This is a genomic window from Anaerocolumna sp. AGMB13020, assembly GCF_033100115.1.
Lineage (GTDB): Bacteria > Bacillota > Clostridia > Lachnospirales > Lachnospiraceae > Anaerocolumna.
Window position 1 is genome coordinate 2,279,859 of the sequence record NZ_CP136910.1, and the last position, 15,129, is coordinate 2,294,987.

Annotated in this window: 13 protein-coding genes and 1 pseudogene; 2 read left to right on the top strand and 12 right to left on the bottom strand. The window is 39.2% G+C overall.

Annotated elements, in window-relative coordinates; all coding sequences use genetic code 11:
• Nucleotides 1-257: 257 nt before the first annotated feature.
• The 3 genes from R2R35_RS09035 to R2R35_RS09045 all read right to left on the bottom strand — a co-directional run bounded on the left by R2R35_RS09035 (nucleotide 258) and on the right by R2R35_RS09045 (nucleotide 3,328).
• A complete protein-coding gene (locus R2R35_RS09035) occupies nucleotides 258-974 on the bottom strand; it encodes a sugar phosphate isomerase/epimerase family protein (RefSeq protein WP_317734180.1) in 717 nt (238 codons plus the stop codon).
• Between the two features lie 56 nt (nucleotides 975-1,030).
• Nucleotides 1,031-2,038 (bottom strand): Gfo/Idh/MocA family protein, encoded by a 1,008-nt coding sequence (locus R2R35_RS09040; protein WP_317734181.1) that lies wholly within the window; start codon nucleotides 2,036-2,038, stop codon nucleotides 1,031-1,033.
• Between the two features lie 207 nt (nucleotides 2,039-2,245).
• Nucleotides 2,246-3,328, bottom strand: coding sequence for a Gfo/Idh/MocA family protein (locus R2R35_RS09045; RefSeq protein ID WP_317734182.1), 1,083 nt, complete (start codon nucleotides 3,326-3,328; stop codon nucleotides 2,246-2,248).
• Between the two features lie 260 nt (nucleotides 3,329-3,588).
• Between R2R35_RS09045 and R2R35_RS09050 the strand changes: the two genes are divergently transcribed.
• Nucleotides 3,589-4,479 carry an AraC family transcriptional regulator gene (locus R2R35_RS09050; RefSeq protein ID WP_317734183.1) on the top strand — a complete coding sequence of 297 codons (891 nt, stop codon included), beginning with the start codon at nucleotides 3,589-3,591 and terminating at the stop codon, nucleotides 4,477-4,479.
• 148 nt (nucleotides 4,480-4,627) lie between these two features.
• Here R2R35_RS09050 and R2R35_RS09055 read toward each other — a convergent pair whose 3' ends face one another.
• The 7 genes from R2R35_RS09055 to R2R35_RS09085 form a co-directional block, all read right to left on the bottom strand.
• Nucleotides 4,628-4,885 carry an HPr family phosphocarrier protein gene (locus tag R2R35_RS09055; protein ID WP_317734184.1) on the bottom strand — a complete coding sequence of 86 codons (258 nt, stop codon included), beginning with the start codon at nucleotides 4,883-4,885 and terminating at the stop codon, nucleotides 4,628-4,630.
• Nucleotides 4,886-4,897: 12 nt separating this feature from the next.
• Nucleotides 4,898-6,808, bottom strand: coding sequence for a beta-glucoside-specific PTS transporter subunit IIABC (locus R2R35_RS09060; protein ID WP_317734185.1), 1,911 nt, complete (start codon nucleotides 6,806-6,808; stop codon nucleotides 4,898-4,900).
• 13 nt (nucleotides 6,809-6,821) lie between these two features.
• Complete coding sequence (gene ptsP, locus R2R35_RS09065; RefSeq protein WP_317734186.1) at nucleotides 6,822-8,453, bottom strand: phosphoenolpyruvate--protein phosphotransferase; 1,632 nt, start codon at nucleotides 8,451-8,453, stop codon at nucleotides 6,822-6,824.
• Between the two features lie 38 nt (nucleotides 8,454-8,491).
• Nucleotides 8,492-9,892, bottom strand: a complete 1,401-nt coding sequence (locus R2R35_RS09070) for a glycoside hydrolase family 1 protein (protein WP_334309127.1) — start codon at nucleotides 9,890-9,892, stop codon at nucleotides 8,492-8,494.
• Between the two features lie 182 nt (nucleotides 9,893-10,074).
• Nucleotides 10,075-10,902 (bottom strand): BglG family transcription antiterminator LicT, encoded by an 828-nt coding sequence (gene licT, locus R2R35_RS09075; RefSeq protein WP_317734188.1) that lies wholly within the window; start codon nucleotides 10,900-10,902, stop codon nucleotides 10,075-10,077.
• A 594-nt stretch (nucleotides 10,903-11,496) separates the two neighbouring features.
• On the bottom strand, nucleotides 11,497-12,015 hold the full coding sequence (locus R2R35_RS09080) for a hypothetical protein (protein WP_317734189.1): 519 nt from the start codon (nucleotides 12,013-12,015) through the stop codon (nucleotides 11,497-11,499).
• Between the two features lie 13 nt (nucleotides 12,016-12,028).
• Entirely contained in the window at nucleotides 12,029-12,175 is a 147-nt protein-coding gene (locus R2R35_RS09085; protein WP_317734190.1) for a hypothetical protein, read from the bottom strand.
• 1,227 nt (nucleotides 12,176-13,402) lie between these two features.
• Here R2R35_RS09085 and R2R35_RS09090 point away from each other — a divergent pair.
• Complete coding sequence (locus tag R2R35_RS09090; protein ID WP_317734191.1) at nucleotides 13,403-13,663, top strand: hypothetical protein; 261 nt, start codon at nucleotides 13,403-13,405, stop codon at nucleotides 13,661-13,663.
• Here the strand turns inward: R2R35_RS09090 and R2R35_RS09095 are convergent.
• Together R2R35_RS09095 and R2R35_RS09100 are read right to left on the bottom strand one after the other, a co-directional pair.
• Nucleotides 13,642-14,532 (bottom strand): annotated as a pseudogene (locus tag R2R35_RS09095) (IS256 family transposase); the annotation flags it as partial. The gene R2R35_RS09090 and the pseudogene R2R35_RS09095 overlap by 22 nt on opposite strands.
• Nucleotides 14,533-14,754: 222 nt before the next feature.
• Nucleotides 14,755-15,126 carry a hypothetical protein gene (locus tag R2R35_RS09100; protein WP_317734192.1) on the bottom strand — a complete coding sequence of 124 codons (372 nt, stop codon included), beginning with the start codon at nucleotides 15,124-15,126 and terminating at the stop codon, nucleotides 14,755-14,757.
• Between the last annotated feature and the right edge of the window lie 3 nt (nucleotides 15,127-15,129).

The following is a 15,129-nucleotide window of genomic DNA, read 5'->3' on the forward strand; positions in this document are numbered from 1 at the left end:
ACACTCCTTCTTTTCCTATAAATCCCATTACGATTTATGACGACCAGCAAGTTGCATTTAGTTTAGATGTTTATATTTTAACATATTCTTGCAGTTACAACAATAATTTACTTTCATAGGATATTTGTGTACTTATACAATATACTTATGTTTGGACATTTATTTTTTACTTTTCTTATAAAAAATTACATATATTTCTAATTACAGAATTTTTCCCTTGTGATTTTTATAATCACTAATGTAGTTTCATACTGTCATCAGATCTCTGATAAATACTTAAAATCATTTCTGATGCTCTCCCATACAGGCTTGTCATAATCTTCGTGTTCCAGTACAAAATATGCGGCATAGGTGGCTGCTTCTTGTATTTGCTTCATATCCAGGCAACCTTCTGCCATATCCACATTCTCCAATGCTGCATTCATCTGTTTCATATGGATCAATTCTATTTTACTGCCCCACTTCCTGATATAGGTTACCGGATCAACTCCGGCATATGCTGCCCAGTAGACATCCAGTTCCAATATGACATTCTCACCGGTCTTCTCTGCCAGCAGGTCCAGCGCATATTTTCCGTCAATCTTTTTGAATTCTTCTCCATGGTTGTGATAGCCTACTTTGATACCAAATTCCTTCGCTTTCACGGCTGCGTGATTTAGTACAGCTGCAAGATTTTCGATTGCTTCCAGGGTATCGGTTGGTGCATAGGGGCAGATGAGGTATTTGGAGCCAATTGCCTGATGATATGTCAGCTCTTCTTCCAAAGCTTCTTTCATTTGTTCTATACCGATATGAGCACCTACGGAGTACAGCTTATTTTTCTTTAGAAAGTCTGCCATTTCTTCAGCGGTCAGCCCACCGCAGCCGGCAAATTCCACTCCTTTAAACCCGATTTCTGCTACTCTTTCCACTGCTTTTTTATAGTCCTTTTCCGTTTCTCCGTGAATGGAGAAAAGCTGTAACGATAGTTCCATTGCTACTCCTTTTCTGCCTGATTTTATGGCTTAAATAACGAATACAGTATGATAAGCTAATCCGCGATACTGCTTCCAGGGTGTGTCTGAAAACTGCCTGTGGCTATCACTGCTTTCTTTCCAGTAGTGTGGGATTCATAAGCTGCTTCCATTAGTTTTGTAAGGGTTATGGAGGCTTCGATTCCAAAGGCTTCCATTTCTTCCCCTTGATCTCTTGCCCACATTACCAAAGGAGAGGGAAGAGCAGGGGGGAGTTTATCAGGAGTAATCCATCTGCCTTCTGTTTCTTTTGTTGCATAGCGGATTGTCTCTCCCACAATTAAGGTTCCGTCTGTTCCACTGATTTCCAGTATTGGCGGAGTATAAACGGATACAAAGCCGGTTTCTGCCACTCCAATTGCCTCGCCTTCAAATTCGATGACAGATACAGCATTATCTTCCACTCCATGCCCCGTTATGTCGGTAAATACGGATTGAACCGTAAGAGGTGTTCCAAGCAGCCATGTAAGGAGATACATCGGATGAGCTCCCAAATCGATCATCGCACCGCCGCCGCACTGTTCCTTGTTGTAAAAATGCTCCGGCAGCCAGTTTCCTGTGCTTCCGTTATGAACATTCCTCATACGTGCATAAGTAATTCTGCCAAGACTTCCGCTTTCTACAAGCTCTTTGGCAAAAAGAAATGTGCTTTCACATTTTTTGACCAGAGAAAGTGTTATATCCTTTCCGGAAGCTAGAAGTGCTTCCTTTATTTCAAGGCAATCGGAAAGGGTCAGGGCCAGTACTTTCTCACTGAAAACCTTTTTTCCTTGCTTTATTGCTTTTATTATCAATTCCTTATGCATGGAGGTCGGTGCTGTTATGATAACTCCCTGAATATTTGAATTATGAAGGAGTTCCTCATAATCCTTTATAAAAGGCACAGAAAATTCTTCTGCATATTTTCTGCCTCTTTCCTCCTCTTCATCCCAAACAGCTACTATTTTACTGTCTGTTTTCTCCAATACTTCTTTTGTATAACCTTCAGCATGGACATGCCAATAACTTACAACTGCTATATTCATGTTTATACCCATTGCATATCGCAGGCTGGCCTGCGATACTTGCCACACCTAATAAAGCGTGAAAAAATCACAGTGTGGCATCCTTCCTTTCATCATTTTCTTTTGCTCTTAGCTCCCAGCAACGTGCCTTGCACGTGAACGAACGCAAGGGGCATGAAGGTTCCATTTTTTCACATGCCCCATTTCTGTGTATATATTTACTCTTATTTAATCAAAGTATACTGGCTGACCAGTTCTGGCAGAGGTATAGATCGCCTCCAGGATCTCTGATACCACACAGGCCTGCTCCGGCTTTACAACTACTTCTGTATCTTTCTTCACCGCATCAATCCAACGCCTTGCCTCTACCTCTGCAGGATCACTTGATACTCCCTCATAAAAGGCTACTCCGCCGCTTGCCATATCAGGCTTAAGCTCAACCAATCGATTGAATTCCGCTTTGTTTATAGAGACTCCGCCTTTTATCTGAGCTCCTGCATCCGTTCCGCAAAGAACAGTACTGCCCTCCTGAACCGGTTCTATGGTATTCAAAGCCCAGCTGGATTCTAAAATGATCGTTGCACCGTTCTTCATTACAATAAAACCAAAGGCTGAATCCTCCATGGTATTATCCGCATCCACCCAGCCACCCCAGGGATTGCCGCATTGAGGATTATTCACCATTTTATATTTCGTTCCTACTACCATCTTAGGCTCATAGTTGTTCATCAGATACAAGGTAATATCCAGGGAATGGGTTCCAATATCGATTAACGGACCGCCGCCCTGCTCATACTCATTTAAGAAAACACCCCAGTTGGGTGTACCTCTTCTTCTTACCGCAAATGCTTTGGCAAAATAAATTTCTCCCAGGTCACCTCTCTCAATAACATTCTTTAAATAAATTGCTTCCGGTTTATGTCTGTGCTGATATCCGATTGTCAGCTTCTTACCGGACTCTTTGGCTGCTTCCACCATCTTTCTGGCGTCTTCGGCTGTCTTTGCCATGGGTTTTTCACACATGACATGCTTGCCGGCATGGAGGGAATCAATGGATATTGGCGCATGGGAACGATTAGGGGTGCACACATGCACTACCTCAATATCCTCATCCTTTAATAAATCCTTATAGTCTGTATAAACTTTTGCTTCCGGTATACCATACTGCTCCTTCGCTTTTATGGCTTTTTCCTCCACGATGTCACAAAAGGCAACCATCTCAACATCCTTTAATTTACTTAAAGACGGCATATGCTTTCCATTTGCAATACCGCCGCAGCCAATGATACCAACCTTCACTTTTCTTTCCATCTTAACTTCTCCTTTTTCTTCTTATTTTTATTGCTGTTCTCTTATTCTTGCCCAAGGATGTGTCTGAAAACTGATTACAGTTTTTAGATGCTAAAATAATTATAAACTATAACCATATGGACATTATCTGTCTTATCTGAAATCTGTGCAGCTCATTTCTTATTATTGTTTATTTTCTAAAATATAGCATAAATAATTCGTCCATGATATAATAAATGCATAAAAAAATATCAATTATTTGTCCTCTAAGGAGCTATGATTTGGAACAGAATTATTATATTGAAAAGCGTGATACCTATAATGATCTGCCACTGCAATTCAGCCTTCATATGCAGGTATTGAACGGAACCGGCGAAATGGCCCATGCCCATATGCATGATTACATTGAGATTCTCTATGCCCTCTCGGGAAAGTATCAGATTCTTCTGAACAACAGGGATTATACCTTCAAAGAAGGCGATATGGTTCTGATCAATTCCAACGAAATACATAATGTTTTCTCAGAAAGCGAAGGCTTGAACCAGTATATCTGTATCAAGTTTGAGCCTGAGCTACTCTATACCTCCTGGTCTCTTATTGAGATGAAATATCTGATGCCCTTTATATTAAAGGATTCCTCCCATCAGAAAATATTCACCAGAGAAGAAATAGAAACCACTGTCGTTCCTTCTCTTATCGAAAATATGAACAAGGAATATACCAATGCTGCTTATGGATATGAATTCGCAATCCGGTCAGACCTCTTCCGCTTGTTCTTGTATATTATAAGAAGCTGGCATGTACAGAATATTGATTTAAATATTGGTGTTTCGATCAACAAGGAAATGGAGACTCAGCTCAGAAAGGTCTTTGATTCAATCGACGAGCGGTACAATGAGGATATTACCGCAAAAGAAATGGCAAAATACTGTAATATGAGCTACAGCTATTTTTCCAGAATGTTCAAACGGGTAATGAAGAAAAGTTTCAAGGAATACCTGAACTATGTACGTATTTCCAAAGCAGAAAAACTTCTGATCAATACCAATAATACCATTACAGAAATTGCACTGGAAACAGGCTTTACTACCTCCAGCTATTTTATCAGTCAATTTAGGGCACATAAAAATATCAGTCCCAAGCAATATCGTCTGAACTATAGGAAGCTATAATACTGATATCAGCAAAAAAAGGGCGCTGCTTTACTGGAAATTCAGAAGAATTCTTCTTTGATTCCATTCCTGTGGCAGCGGCCCTTTTTTTAATGCTTATTTCTATGAAGTTATAAATTCCACGTTCTTTTAGAGCTTAGAATCTGTCTTATAGATTCTCTCTAAAAAATTTCTCAATCTCTGTAATCACAGCTTCTTCGTCCTCACCTTCAGCGGTTATGGTTACCTGCGTTCCTTTCGTGATTCCAAGTGCCATTACTGCCATCAGCTTTCTGGCATCGGCAGAAGCTCCCTTGGAAGCTATTAAGACATTGCTCTTAAAATTTTTGACCAGCTTTACCAGCAGACCTGCAGGTCTGGCGTGAATTCCCAGCTCATCTTTTATGGTATATTCAAAATTTTTCATATTACTCCTGTTCTATATCAATGTCAGTAGATCCTGTCCATAGTTAATATTCTTTTCGCTTTCGCTAATAATATCACTGTACTCCTCCATATTTGTTACAATTACCGGAGTAATGACGGAATAACCCGCTTTCTTTATTCCTTCTATATCAAATTCAATAAGTGTCTGTCCTTTTTTAATCTTTTCTCCAATCTTTACCTTCTGCGTGAAGAATTTGCCCTCTAATTTCACGGTATCCGTACCAATATGAATGAGTATTTCCGCACCCAAATCAGACTTTAATCCAATGGCATGACCGGTAGGAAAAAGTGAGAGAACCTCGCCGTCAACTGGTGCAACAAGTTTACCTTCTACAGGAAGAATTGCTACTCCCTTACCAAGTACCTCTGTTGAGAAGGCTTCATCCTCAACCTTTTTAAGCTCCACAATTTCACCTTTCAGAGGGCTTGCGATCACTCCTTTTATACTGGTTTTATGAGCCAGAGCAGTAAGATCTTCTGTTTTATTCTCTTCGTCCTTATAAGTAACAAAGGTGGCCACAAAGGCAATTACAACTGCTACTCCCACGGCTATCAATGCCCATACCATACTGGAAATGTCTTTTGTAGCATTATTGATAAAAGTAGGAATACCAAATACTCCAAGTCCTCCAAAGGTGTAGATCTTCGCTCCGGCAGCTCCAATAATGGCTCCACCTACACCGGCTGCAAAGCAGGAAATGTAAAAGGGTTTCTTCTTTGGTAAGCTGATTCCATAGATTGCCGGCTCTGTTACTCCGAAAACACCGGATATTGCAGCAGGGATACACAGTGCTCTTAATTTCATATTTTTGGTCTTGAATAAAATAGCTGTAACTACTGCTGTCTGAGCAAAGGAAGCAGCAAAATATGGTGCAAGTACAAAATCATAACCAAAATTTGTCAAATTGAGCATCATGATAGGAACAAGTCCCCAGTGAAGACCGAAAATAACCATTACCTGCCAGAATGCACCGACCAGCAAGCCTGCGAACAACGGGCTGAAATCAAAGGCTGCAGAAGTCAGAACACCGATTAAGGAGGTCAGCAGTGAAGCAATTGGTCCTACTACCAGGAAGGTCAGGGGTGTACAGATAATAAGTGTCATCATAGGTACCAGGAAGGTCTTTACCACATCTGGTATGATTTTCTTCCAAAAAGCTTCAACCTTGCTTGCCACCCAAACAGCTAAAATAATTGGTATTACCGTTGAGGCATATCCGCCGGAGGGTATCATTACCGGTATATGAAGGAACGTGGTGTAAACACTGGTTGCAAATTTGGAGCCTTCAAATAACGTGGATACCGGTTCAAAACCTGCAATGTTAATGATGTCACTTGCATATAACAAAGCGGCACCAAGGGCCATACCTACAAATTGGTTTACATTGAACTTTTTAGCAGCTGTGAATCCCAGGAAGATAGGAAGGTAATGGAAAAATCCATCGGCTACCGCATACAGCAAAAGATAGGTTCCACCGGTCTCCGACATCCAGCCAAAATAAGTGAATAAGGCCAGGAGTCCTTTAATCATACCAGTTGCTGCCAGAACACCGAGGGTGGGCTGAAATACTCCTGAAATAATATCGATCAGTGCCGCACCGGGATTTAATTTCGTTTTTTCCCCTTCTGTTACCCCTTCCGTAAGGTTACCAAATTTTCCGATTTCGTTTACTGCAGCAAAGACATCCGGTACATGATTTCCAATAACGACCTGATATTGTCCACCACTCTTAATAACAGTAACGACTCCGTCGGTATTTTTCAGTACCTCTGTATTTGCTTTACTTTCATCCCTTAATTTGAAACGCAATCTGGTGATGCAATGCTCAAGGCTGATTACGTTTGCTTTACCGCCAACATTTTGAATAATAATTCTTGCTAAAGCATCATATTTACTTGCCATACCTATTCTCCTTTTATTTTGTGGTATCAGTTTCTCTTATTGTTTTACGCAACTCCAAAATAGCAGAAGGAGTTACGCTAAGTTCATCAATTCCCATTTTTATAAATTCCTTTGTTAAGGTTGTATCACCACCCAGTTCTCCGCAGATACCAAGCCATATGCCTGCCTTATGGGCACTTTCTGCCGTCAACTTTATAAGTTTCAGCAAAGCAGGATGATGGGAATCATAAAATTCCTCCAACCTCTGGTTTTGTCTGTCGATTGCCAGTGTATACTGGGTGAGGTCATTGGTTCCGATGCTAAAGAAATCCACTTCCTTTGCTAATTCTTCGCTGATTAATGCCGCCGCCGGAGTCTCTATCATGATTCCTGTCTCAAGGTTCTCTAAAAACGGTATTCCTTCTCTCCTCAGTTCTTCTTTGGTTTCCTCCATAATTTCCTTTATTCTTCGTATCTCTGCTGTTGAAATTATCATAGGGAACATAACTGAGATATTACCGTACTTTGCTGCACGCAGGATAGCTCTTAGCTGTGTCTTAAAAATCTCGGTCCTGGTAAGGCATATTCTGATTGCCCTGTAACCCATTGCTGGATTTTCTTCCTTTTCCAGCCCGAAATAATCTGCCTGTTTGTCTGCTCCGATATCCAGTGTTCTTATTATGACTTTTTTACCTGCCATATTTTCTGCTGCTTTTTTATATACCGTGAACTGTTCTTCCTCTGATGGATAATCACTGTTTTCCAGGTATAGGAATTCACTGCGGAATAAACCGATTCCCTCCGCATCGTTGTCCAATGCCGCAGCCACCTCGGATACATTTCCGATATTGGCATATACCTTTATCTTCCTGCCATCAAGGGTAATATTTTCTTTGCCTTTCAACTCCTGAAGCAGCTTCTTTTTATTCATAATCTCCTTATGCTGGTCTGCGGCGCTTTTTCGTTCCTCCTCCCCCGGCTCCAGTATAAGCTTGCCTAAAAGCCCATCCAGTATTGCTGGGTTTCCTTCGTATTTATCCTCAAACGCTTCACCAAGCCCGACCAATGCAGGAATTCCCATGCTCCTCGCCAGTATTGCTGTATGGGAATTTACGGAGCCATATCGGATGGCAAAACCCAGGACCTTACTCTTATCAAGCTTTACCGTTTCACTTGGCAGCAAATCATCTGCAGCTATTATAACCGGTTCTGTAAGCGGGTTGCCTTCTTCTGCATCACCGCTTAATATCTGAAGCAGTCTGTCTGAAATATCTTTGATGTCTACAGCTCTTCCCTGCATATAGGAATCTTCCATAGCAGTGAACATGGCAGAGAAATTATCCGAGGTAACCCCAATGGCGAATTCTGTATTTACCTGCTGGGTCTTGATGATGTTTTTTACGGAATCACAATAGTCCTCATCCTCCAGCAGCATCTGGTGAATCTCAAAGATAGCAGCATTGGCTTCTCCGGTTTCCTTAAGTGCCTTTTGGTAAAGGTCGGCTAATTCCGTTATCCCTTTCTCTCTGGCTTCATGAAACCGCTCTATTTCATTCTCTGTATCCTCAACATGATACCGCATAATATTTCCGGTTTTCTTTCGTAGAAAATGAATTTTTCCATAGCAGATATCCCGGTATACGCTTTTTCCTGTCAATACTTTCATCTCTGTCTCCTCTCCGGCTTTCCAGTTACCTCAAGCTCTTATTTCAGAGTAGCTCCGTTGGAAGCGATAACCTCCTTATACCAGTTAAAAGATTTCTTTTTATATCGATTCAGAGTGCCGCTTCCATCCTCCTTACGATCTACATATATAAAGCCATAACGCTTTTTAAGCTCTGCTGTTGAAGCACTTACCACATCAATACAGCCCCAGGTTGTATACCCCATGACTTCTACGCCGTCTTCAATTGCTTCTGCTACCTGTACCAGATGATCATTAAGATATTGAATTCTGTAATCATCTTCTACGGTTATATTTCCCTCGGAATCCGTTATGGGTTCATCCACTGCACCTAAACCGTTTTCTACGATGAACAAGGGCTTTTCATAACGGTCATACAGTACATTCAGCAGATATCTGAGGCCCTTAGGGTCTATCTGCCATCCCCATTCGCTGGCCTCTAGGTATGGGTTGGGTATACCTCCCATGATATTTCCTTTTCCCCTCTCTGTTACCTCTGCAGATTCACAGATACTCATATAGTAGCTAAAGGAGATAAAATCCACTGTGTTCTTCAGTATTTCTTCGTCTTCCGGCTCCATTTTTATCACAATATTGTTTTCCTTAAACAGCCTTTTGGTATAGGAAGGATACTTTCCTCTTACATGAACGTCGGTAAACAGAAGGTTCGCCCTGTCTGTTTCCATCGTCTTTATAATATCCTCCGGCTTTGGTGACAGCGGATATACGGGCATTCCAAGCACCATACAGCCGATCTTTGCCTCTGGCATAATCTCATGTCCTATTCTGGTTGCAAGAGCACTGGCTACCAGTTCATGATGCATTGCCTGAAACAATTCCTGTTTGGACAATTTCTCTTTAGGCGTAAGGATTCCTCCGGTTAAGGGAAGATGGGCTATGGAATTAATTTCATTGAAAGTCAGCCAGTATTTTACCTTATCTTTGTATCTGTTAAAGATTGTTCTGACATAATTCTCGTAGAAACCAATGAGTCTTCTGTCTGACCAGCCATTATACTCTTTTGCCAGGTGAAGCGGGGTTTCATAATGAGAAATTGTAACCAGTGGTTCAATACCATATTTCAAGCATTCAGCGAAAAGCTCGTCGTAAAATTGAAGTCCTTTCTCATTGGGTTGTTCCTCATCTCCCTTTGGAAAGATTCTTGTCCAGGCGATAGAGGTACGAAAAACTTTAAAACCCATTTCCGCAAATAATTTAATATCCTCCTTATAACGGTGATACATATCGATTGCTACCAGTTTTAAATTATCCGGCGTGGGCTCTTCCGTTATAGGACCCAAAAATCCTTTTGGCGTAACATCCTGAATGCTGAGTCCTTTACCATCTTCATTATAAGCACCTTCGCATTGGTTGGCGGCTACTGCTCCGCCCCATAAAAATCCTTCATTAAATTTTGCTATCATCTTTCTTCCTCCTGTTTTTGTTATACTTATTATTTGTGTTTCCTTCATAAAAAAAACCTAAACGTAAGCAAAGAATATGCTCTTTGCAACAACGTTTAGGTTTTGCCTGTTCACCTCGAAGCCGTAGCCTCTGTACAACAGTAACAATCCTGATTATGAAATTAGCAATAAATGATCTGTTAACTTACAATTCGTTTAATATGGATGGTCAGATATACCATCTCTTCCTTCGGCAGCTCTATGTGATATTCCTGTTCCACATAAGCCTTAATCTTTTCGGTACAGGCATATGCTGCCGGGTATTGATTTTTTACCATCTGATAGAGTTCTTCATCCACCCCTGAATTGTTGTTATTCGTTACAACCCTTTGTGAAAAGAATTTTAAATGTGTTATGAACCTTTCATAATTAATGGTGTCTTCATTTATAACCAGCTGAAAATGGTAGGTAATAATCTTTAGTACATTTTGAATCAGCTTGGTAACATCAATTGTATTGGAAATCTCCATACCAAGCTCTGCATTTACAAAATGTAATGCAATAGAAGCTGCCTCATCCTCCGTCATATCGATTCCGATTCTTTCCCGAATCAATTCAACTGCCTTTTTTCCGGCTTCAAATTCCTCATGATAGAATTTTTTAATCTCCCACTTAAGTGCATTGGTAAAATGGACGCCTTCCTGGTACCGGGTTATGGCATAATTAATATGATCGGTAAGAGTAATGTATATGTTCTTGCTCAACTTGCTCTTGATTACTGTTTTTGCATAACTGATTATCTCATTGCACAGCTGGATATTTTCAATTGGAATATCAGCTAACACTGCTTCCAATAGCTTTGCTTCCTGGTCATTATCCATTCGGAATATTTTCTCTACTTTATCCTGATCAATGGTTTGCCCCGGCTTAACCTTAAATCCCAGCCCCCGTCCCATTACAACAATTTCATTCCCTTTTTCATCAAAGGAGCTTATAATATTATTATTGATAATTTTCTCAACAACCATGACGTTCTCCTTAAGAATGCTGTTATCCTGACGGTTTAATTCATGAAATAAAAAAAACCAATCATCTAAACCATAGCGATACTATGAATTACGAGATTGGTTTTGCCTGCTCTAATTTTCGAGCATATTGCTCGTCAATTCCCAGTAACAATCCTATTAAATTGCAAATACTGTATAAAATATAACTGTTTTATATAGATAAATTACCATACGAATTGTATTACGTCAAGTACATTTGTTATTTTTGTTAAATATAATCAAAATATTGTTTTGTTTTTGTGCATTTTTTATTTATTTCCTGTACATCTCTTTCTTTTCTTATTTTTGTAACCTCTGAAACCTAGAAATCAGTTTTGTGGCCATCCTTCCATTATCACATCACTACTTTTATTTTCAAGCAAAAAGAGATAGCAATTTTACTCCCTTATAAGCCAACTTGCTCTTGAAGAAGCTTTTCTGTATCAGCATGGATTCATGGATGAAGTAAAGGTTCTAAAATATATAGAGAAATTGTAGCCTTGAATTGATAGGTATCTCAAACATTATAAACCCTCCAAACTAAAATTTTCTTATTACTGCTTGGAGGGTTCCCGTTTATATTACTTTTACTTCCCTCAGGACTTTCATTTCATTCAAAGAAATATTTTTTAAAGCAAGTCCCACAATATTATTATTTTCTGCTACTAATATATAGTTAGCTTCAGTCAGAGAATATCCGCAAACACTATTTTTAATACCTGCTTCTAGTATTATCAAATTATTTTCTGAGAAAAAAACTTCAAAATCTTTCGTGAAACTTAAATTAGTGGTATCAATGGTAAAACCCTCAGAAAAAATCAATAAATTATCATCGCTGTATACAATTTCTGATATACCATTCTCAACCCGTATGAGTTCATCTTGTAAAAAAAAGCTAGCATATTCAATACTAAAGTCATTTGGGTTTATCGCAATATCTAATGGTGGTTTCTTTCCATTTCTATAAAACAAATGGTAATTATACCCTGCATTTTTAACTTCTGACTCTACTTTTAATAAAACCAACCCTTCCCCCATTCCCTCAAAATCACGTCGATACTTTTTCTGTTTTTTTATCGTTTTAAGTTGAAACATTAATTTATCTCCTTTAATTCATTAATGCGTGATATACTACACCAGTTTCTGTGTTTATGCCAATTTCCCAGTTACCATAAGCTCCAAAATATCTTCCTGGTGATAATGATGAAACTTCTTTCATCGCTTGATTTAACGCAGCCTGATAACTTTCCAGCATAAGTTGGCTTCTTACTCCCGTACTGGCTGTTTCTCCACCAAACCTTCCAATATATTCACCCATATGTTTGGTAGCATTTGTATTAGTCCATAATGTTCTAGTACCTATCTGGGGATTTACATAATTAATTTTACTATCAAGGTCTATTTTAAATGTTGTTGGTACTTTAGTATTTGGTATGTTATCTGCAGTTCCTGTTATTTTATCCCATACAGTGCCTGTCTTACCCGAACCCTTAATAGCCTTTCCAGCATTCCCCGCCCCCTCAGGTGGAGTACTGAGATATACGAAAAGGGGTGAAATTTCGTATTCGTTTTAAAAAGTATAGCACATCTTCGTGCTATTTTTAAGAAAGAAATTACTGTTCTTTTTCTGGCAGTGGTTCCCGGTATTCCGTCTTATTTTTCATCATTCCGTACACTATGTTCACCAATCGACGCATAATGCAGACCAGTGCCTGAGACTTTGTTCTTTTATTGGTTGTTGATGTTAACTCTGTATGGAATGGATTGCAAGTCATTTCTGGATTTGTTTTCAGGAGAAGAAACAACAGAAAAAAGAACAGAAAAGGGAGCTACAGAAGAAGTGTTTTTACCCCCTGTAACCCCCGGCAGTCCCATTTTACCATAGAACCAGTTTGATGTAAATTCATGGTTCACCATGAACCATAGGGTAGATGATCTGGCTAAGCTTCTGGTGAAATAGAATTAATATACCACTTTTTGTTTGCCCTGTATCGCAAATAATTGCCCCTGTGTGACGTTTAAAACCGATGGTAGAACATATATGCCATTCAGGCACAAAACACCTCGTTGGGCAAATTTGAAAAACATAGGATTTTTCCTTTGCACCTAATAACTGTTTGAATTGCTATTGCCTCCTGTTTGTATTCCGGTTGCTTTTTCAGAAAAATGTCGCATACAGGCCAGTTTTTCATATCCCTCAAGTCGCACAATCGCAATCATTTATAAATTTCTGAACTGGCAAATACTCGCCTTATTTTGCTCCCAAAATAGAGATGAACCATGGGGTAGAAAATGATGCAGGTTAAAGAGCCGGGGTCATGAACGACTCCTTTAAAACCATAGCTAGTGAATTGAGACAATAAGCATTTTGAGAATTCGTTTGAACTATTTAGCCAATACAAAGCATCTGTTTTTAGTAGTTTCTGGTATCGACTTTCTGATATTATTTCGGTATCGTATATTCTCAAAAAAGGGAAGTATTATGACCGATCAGGAATTACTGGATATGTTTATTCAGGAACGCATAAACATGTTAATTGATGTATTTCATAAAAGCCAACCTGATAAATCTGAACAGGAAGAAAAAAGGATTCTACAGTCCGAGATTTTTATTGAAAATTTGCCAGACAAAGAGAAGAAACTGGTTGAAAATTACATTGACTCCTTTATAGACCAACTCGCTTTAGAAGAAGCTTTTCTGTATCAGCATGGATTTATGGTTTCTTCTGAAGCTGCATGGTAGATTTTCTTTAGGTCAGTTGCGAATTCCTTCTTGTCCTTGTCAGCCACGTATTTCAAGGTATTTCTCACCTGATGTACGATGCAGCGTTGGTATTCAGTGTTAGGGAAGGCCACTGCTATGGATTCCTTGATGCCAGTCAGCCCGTCTGCGCAAAGAAGGAGTATATCCTGTACACCTCGGTTTTTAAGCTCGTTAAGGATACTGAGCCAGTATTTACTGCTCTCATTGGCACCTACCTGTATCAATAATACCTCTTTTCTGCCTTCTTCATTTATACCAAGGATTATGTATGCAGCCAGCTTCTTGATGATGCTGTTGTCCCTTACTGAGAAATGTACTGCATCGATGAAAACGATAGGATAAATGCTTGAAAGAGGACGGTTCTGCCACTGTTCAATCTCCGGGAGAAGTTTGTCGGTTATGTCTGATACCATGCCTTCACTGACTTCGAATCCGTAGATATCCTCGATCGTCTCAGAAATCTGACGTGTTGTCTTTCCTTTGGCATACATGGATATGATCTTGTCATCGATCGCCGATATATCTTTCTGCCTTTTCTTAACTACCTTAGGTTCAAAAGAACTTTCGCGGTCCTGAGGGACATTAATTGTTGCTTCGCCGTATTTACTTCTGATCTGCTTTTGTTTATAACCGTTTCGAGAGTTCTGGTTTTCGGATCTTTCATACGGAACATAGCCCAGATGATCGTCCATTTCTACTTCAAGCATTTCCTTGATTGTGCCACCCAACAGGTCTTTAAGTGCATCCTGGATATCTTCAGCAGACTGGATGTCGTATTCCTGTAAAAGAGCAGCGATGATGTTTTTCTTTCCTTCGGTCATTCTGACCGGTTCACGTTTTTTTGCCATAATTAAAGGCCTCCTATAATATATTTATTTTATCATAGAAAGCCTAATCGAAATACTTATTTTACAGACTTTATTTCACAGTCTCACTGTAAAATTTATCTATTAATTATAATAATTTAAAACAAAATCAACTAAACAGACCTTCAAACCAAATAATAACCCTGGTTTAAAGGTCTAAAAAACTTTTAGAATCGTTAAAAAACCCAATTAAAAAAATTCAATTTATTCTCTTGCAATATAAACACAATTGTCATTGTCAAGTGCATTACTCAGAAGATTACAAATTTCATCTGTTACCTTTTTAGAGTTGGGAAATCTAAATTTTGCATTTTCAGTTTGTTTAATCTGCTGAAATGATTTCATAAGATTAGGTATTTGCCATGGACTTTCATCATACCATCCTTCAGCAAGGTTATAATAATACGCCAAGCCAGTCCACCCACTTTCCTCTGGTTCAATTTTTTCCATGATGTCGTCAAAATATCCATCCCATATTCTTATGACATTTCTATTATCATTGTCAAGTGCCTGTATAAATTGAATTTCTCCTTCTCCTTCATACCCTTCATAAAAATCCCATATTATATTATCCATTTT

What these genes read in the sequence shown, in the direction of transcription:
- ptsP (WP_317734186.1), bottom strand. Translation starts at nt 8,453, where the DNA reads ATGAAAGTATTGACAGGAAAAAGCGTATACCGGGATATCTGCTATGGA.
- R2R35_RS09035 (WP_317734180.1), bottom strand. Translation starts at nt 974, where the DNA reads ATGGAACTATCGTTACAGCTTTTCTCCATTCACGGAGAAACGGAAAAG.
- R2R35_RS09100 (WP_317734192.1), bottom strand. Translation starts at nt 15,126, where the DNA reads ATGGATAATATAATATGGGATTTTTATGAAGGGTATGAAGGAGAAGGA.
- R2R35_RS09090 (WP_317734191.1), top strand. Translation starts at nt 13,403, where the DNA reads ATGACCGATCAGGAATTACTGGATATGTTTATTCAGGAACGCATAAAC.
- R2R35_RS09040 (WP_317734181.1), bottom strand. Translation starts at nt 2,038, where the DNA reads ATGAATATAGCAGTTGTAAGTTATTGGCATGTCCATGCTGAAGGTTAT.
- licT (WP_317734188.1), bottom strand. Translation starts at nt 10,902, where the DNA reads ATGGTTGTTGAGAAAATTATCAATAATAATATTATAAGCTCCTTTGAT.
- R2R35_RS09060 (WP_317734185.1), bottom strand. Translation starts at nt 6,808, where the DNA reads ATGGCAAGTAAATATGATGCTTTAGCAAGAATTATTATTCAAAATGTT.
- R2R35_RS09085 (WP_317734190.1), bottom strand. Translation starts at nt 12,175, where the DNA reads ATGCTGGAAAGTTATCAGGCTGCGTTAAATCAAGCGATGAAAGAAGTT.
- R2R35_RS09080 (WP_317734189.1), bottom strand. Translation starts at nt 12,015, where the DNA reads ATGTTTCAACTTAAAACGATAAAAAAACAGAAAAAGTATCGACGTGAT.
- R2R35_RS09045 (WP_317734182.1), bottom strand. Translation starts at nt 3,328, where the DNA reads ATGGAAAGAAAAGTGAAGGTTGGTATCATTGGCTGCGGCGGTATTGCA.
- R2R35_RS09055 (WP_317734184.1), bottom strand. Translation starts at nt 4,885, where the DNA reads ATGAAAAATTTTGAATATACCATAAAAGATGAGCTGGGAATTCACGCC.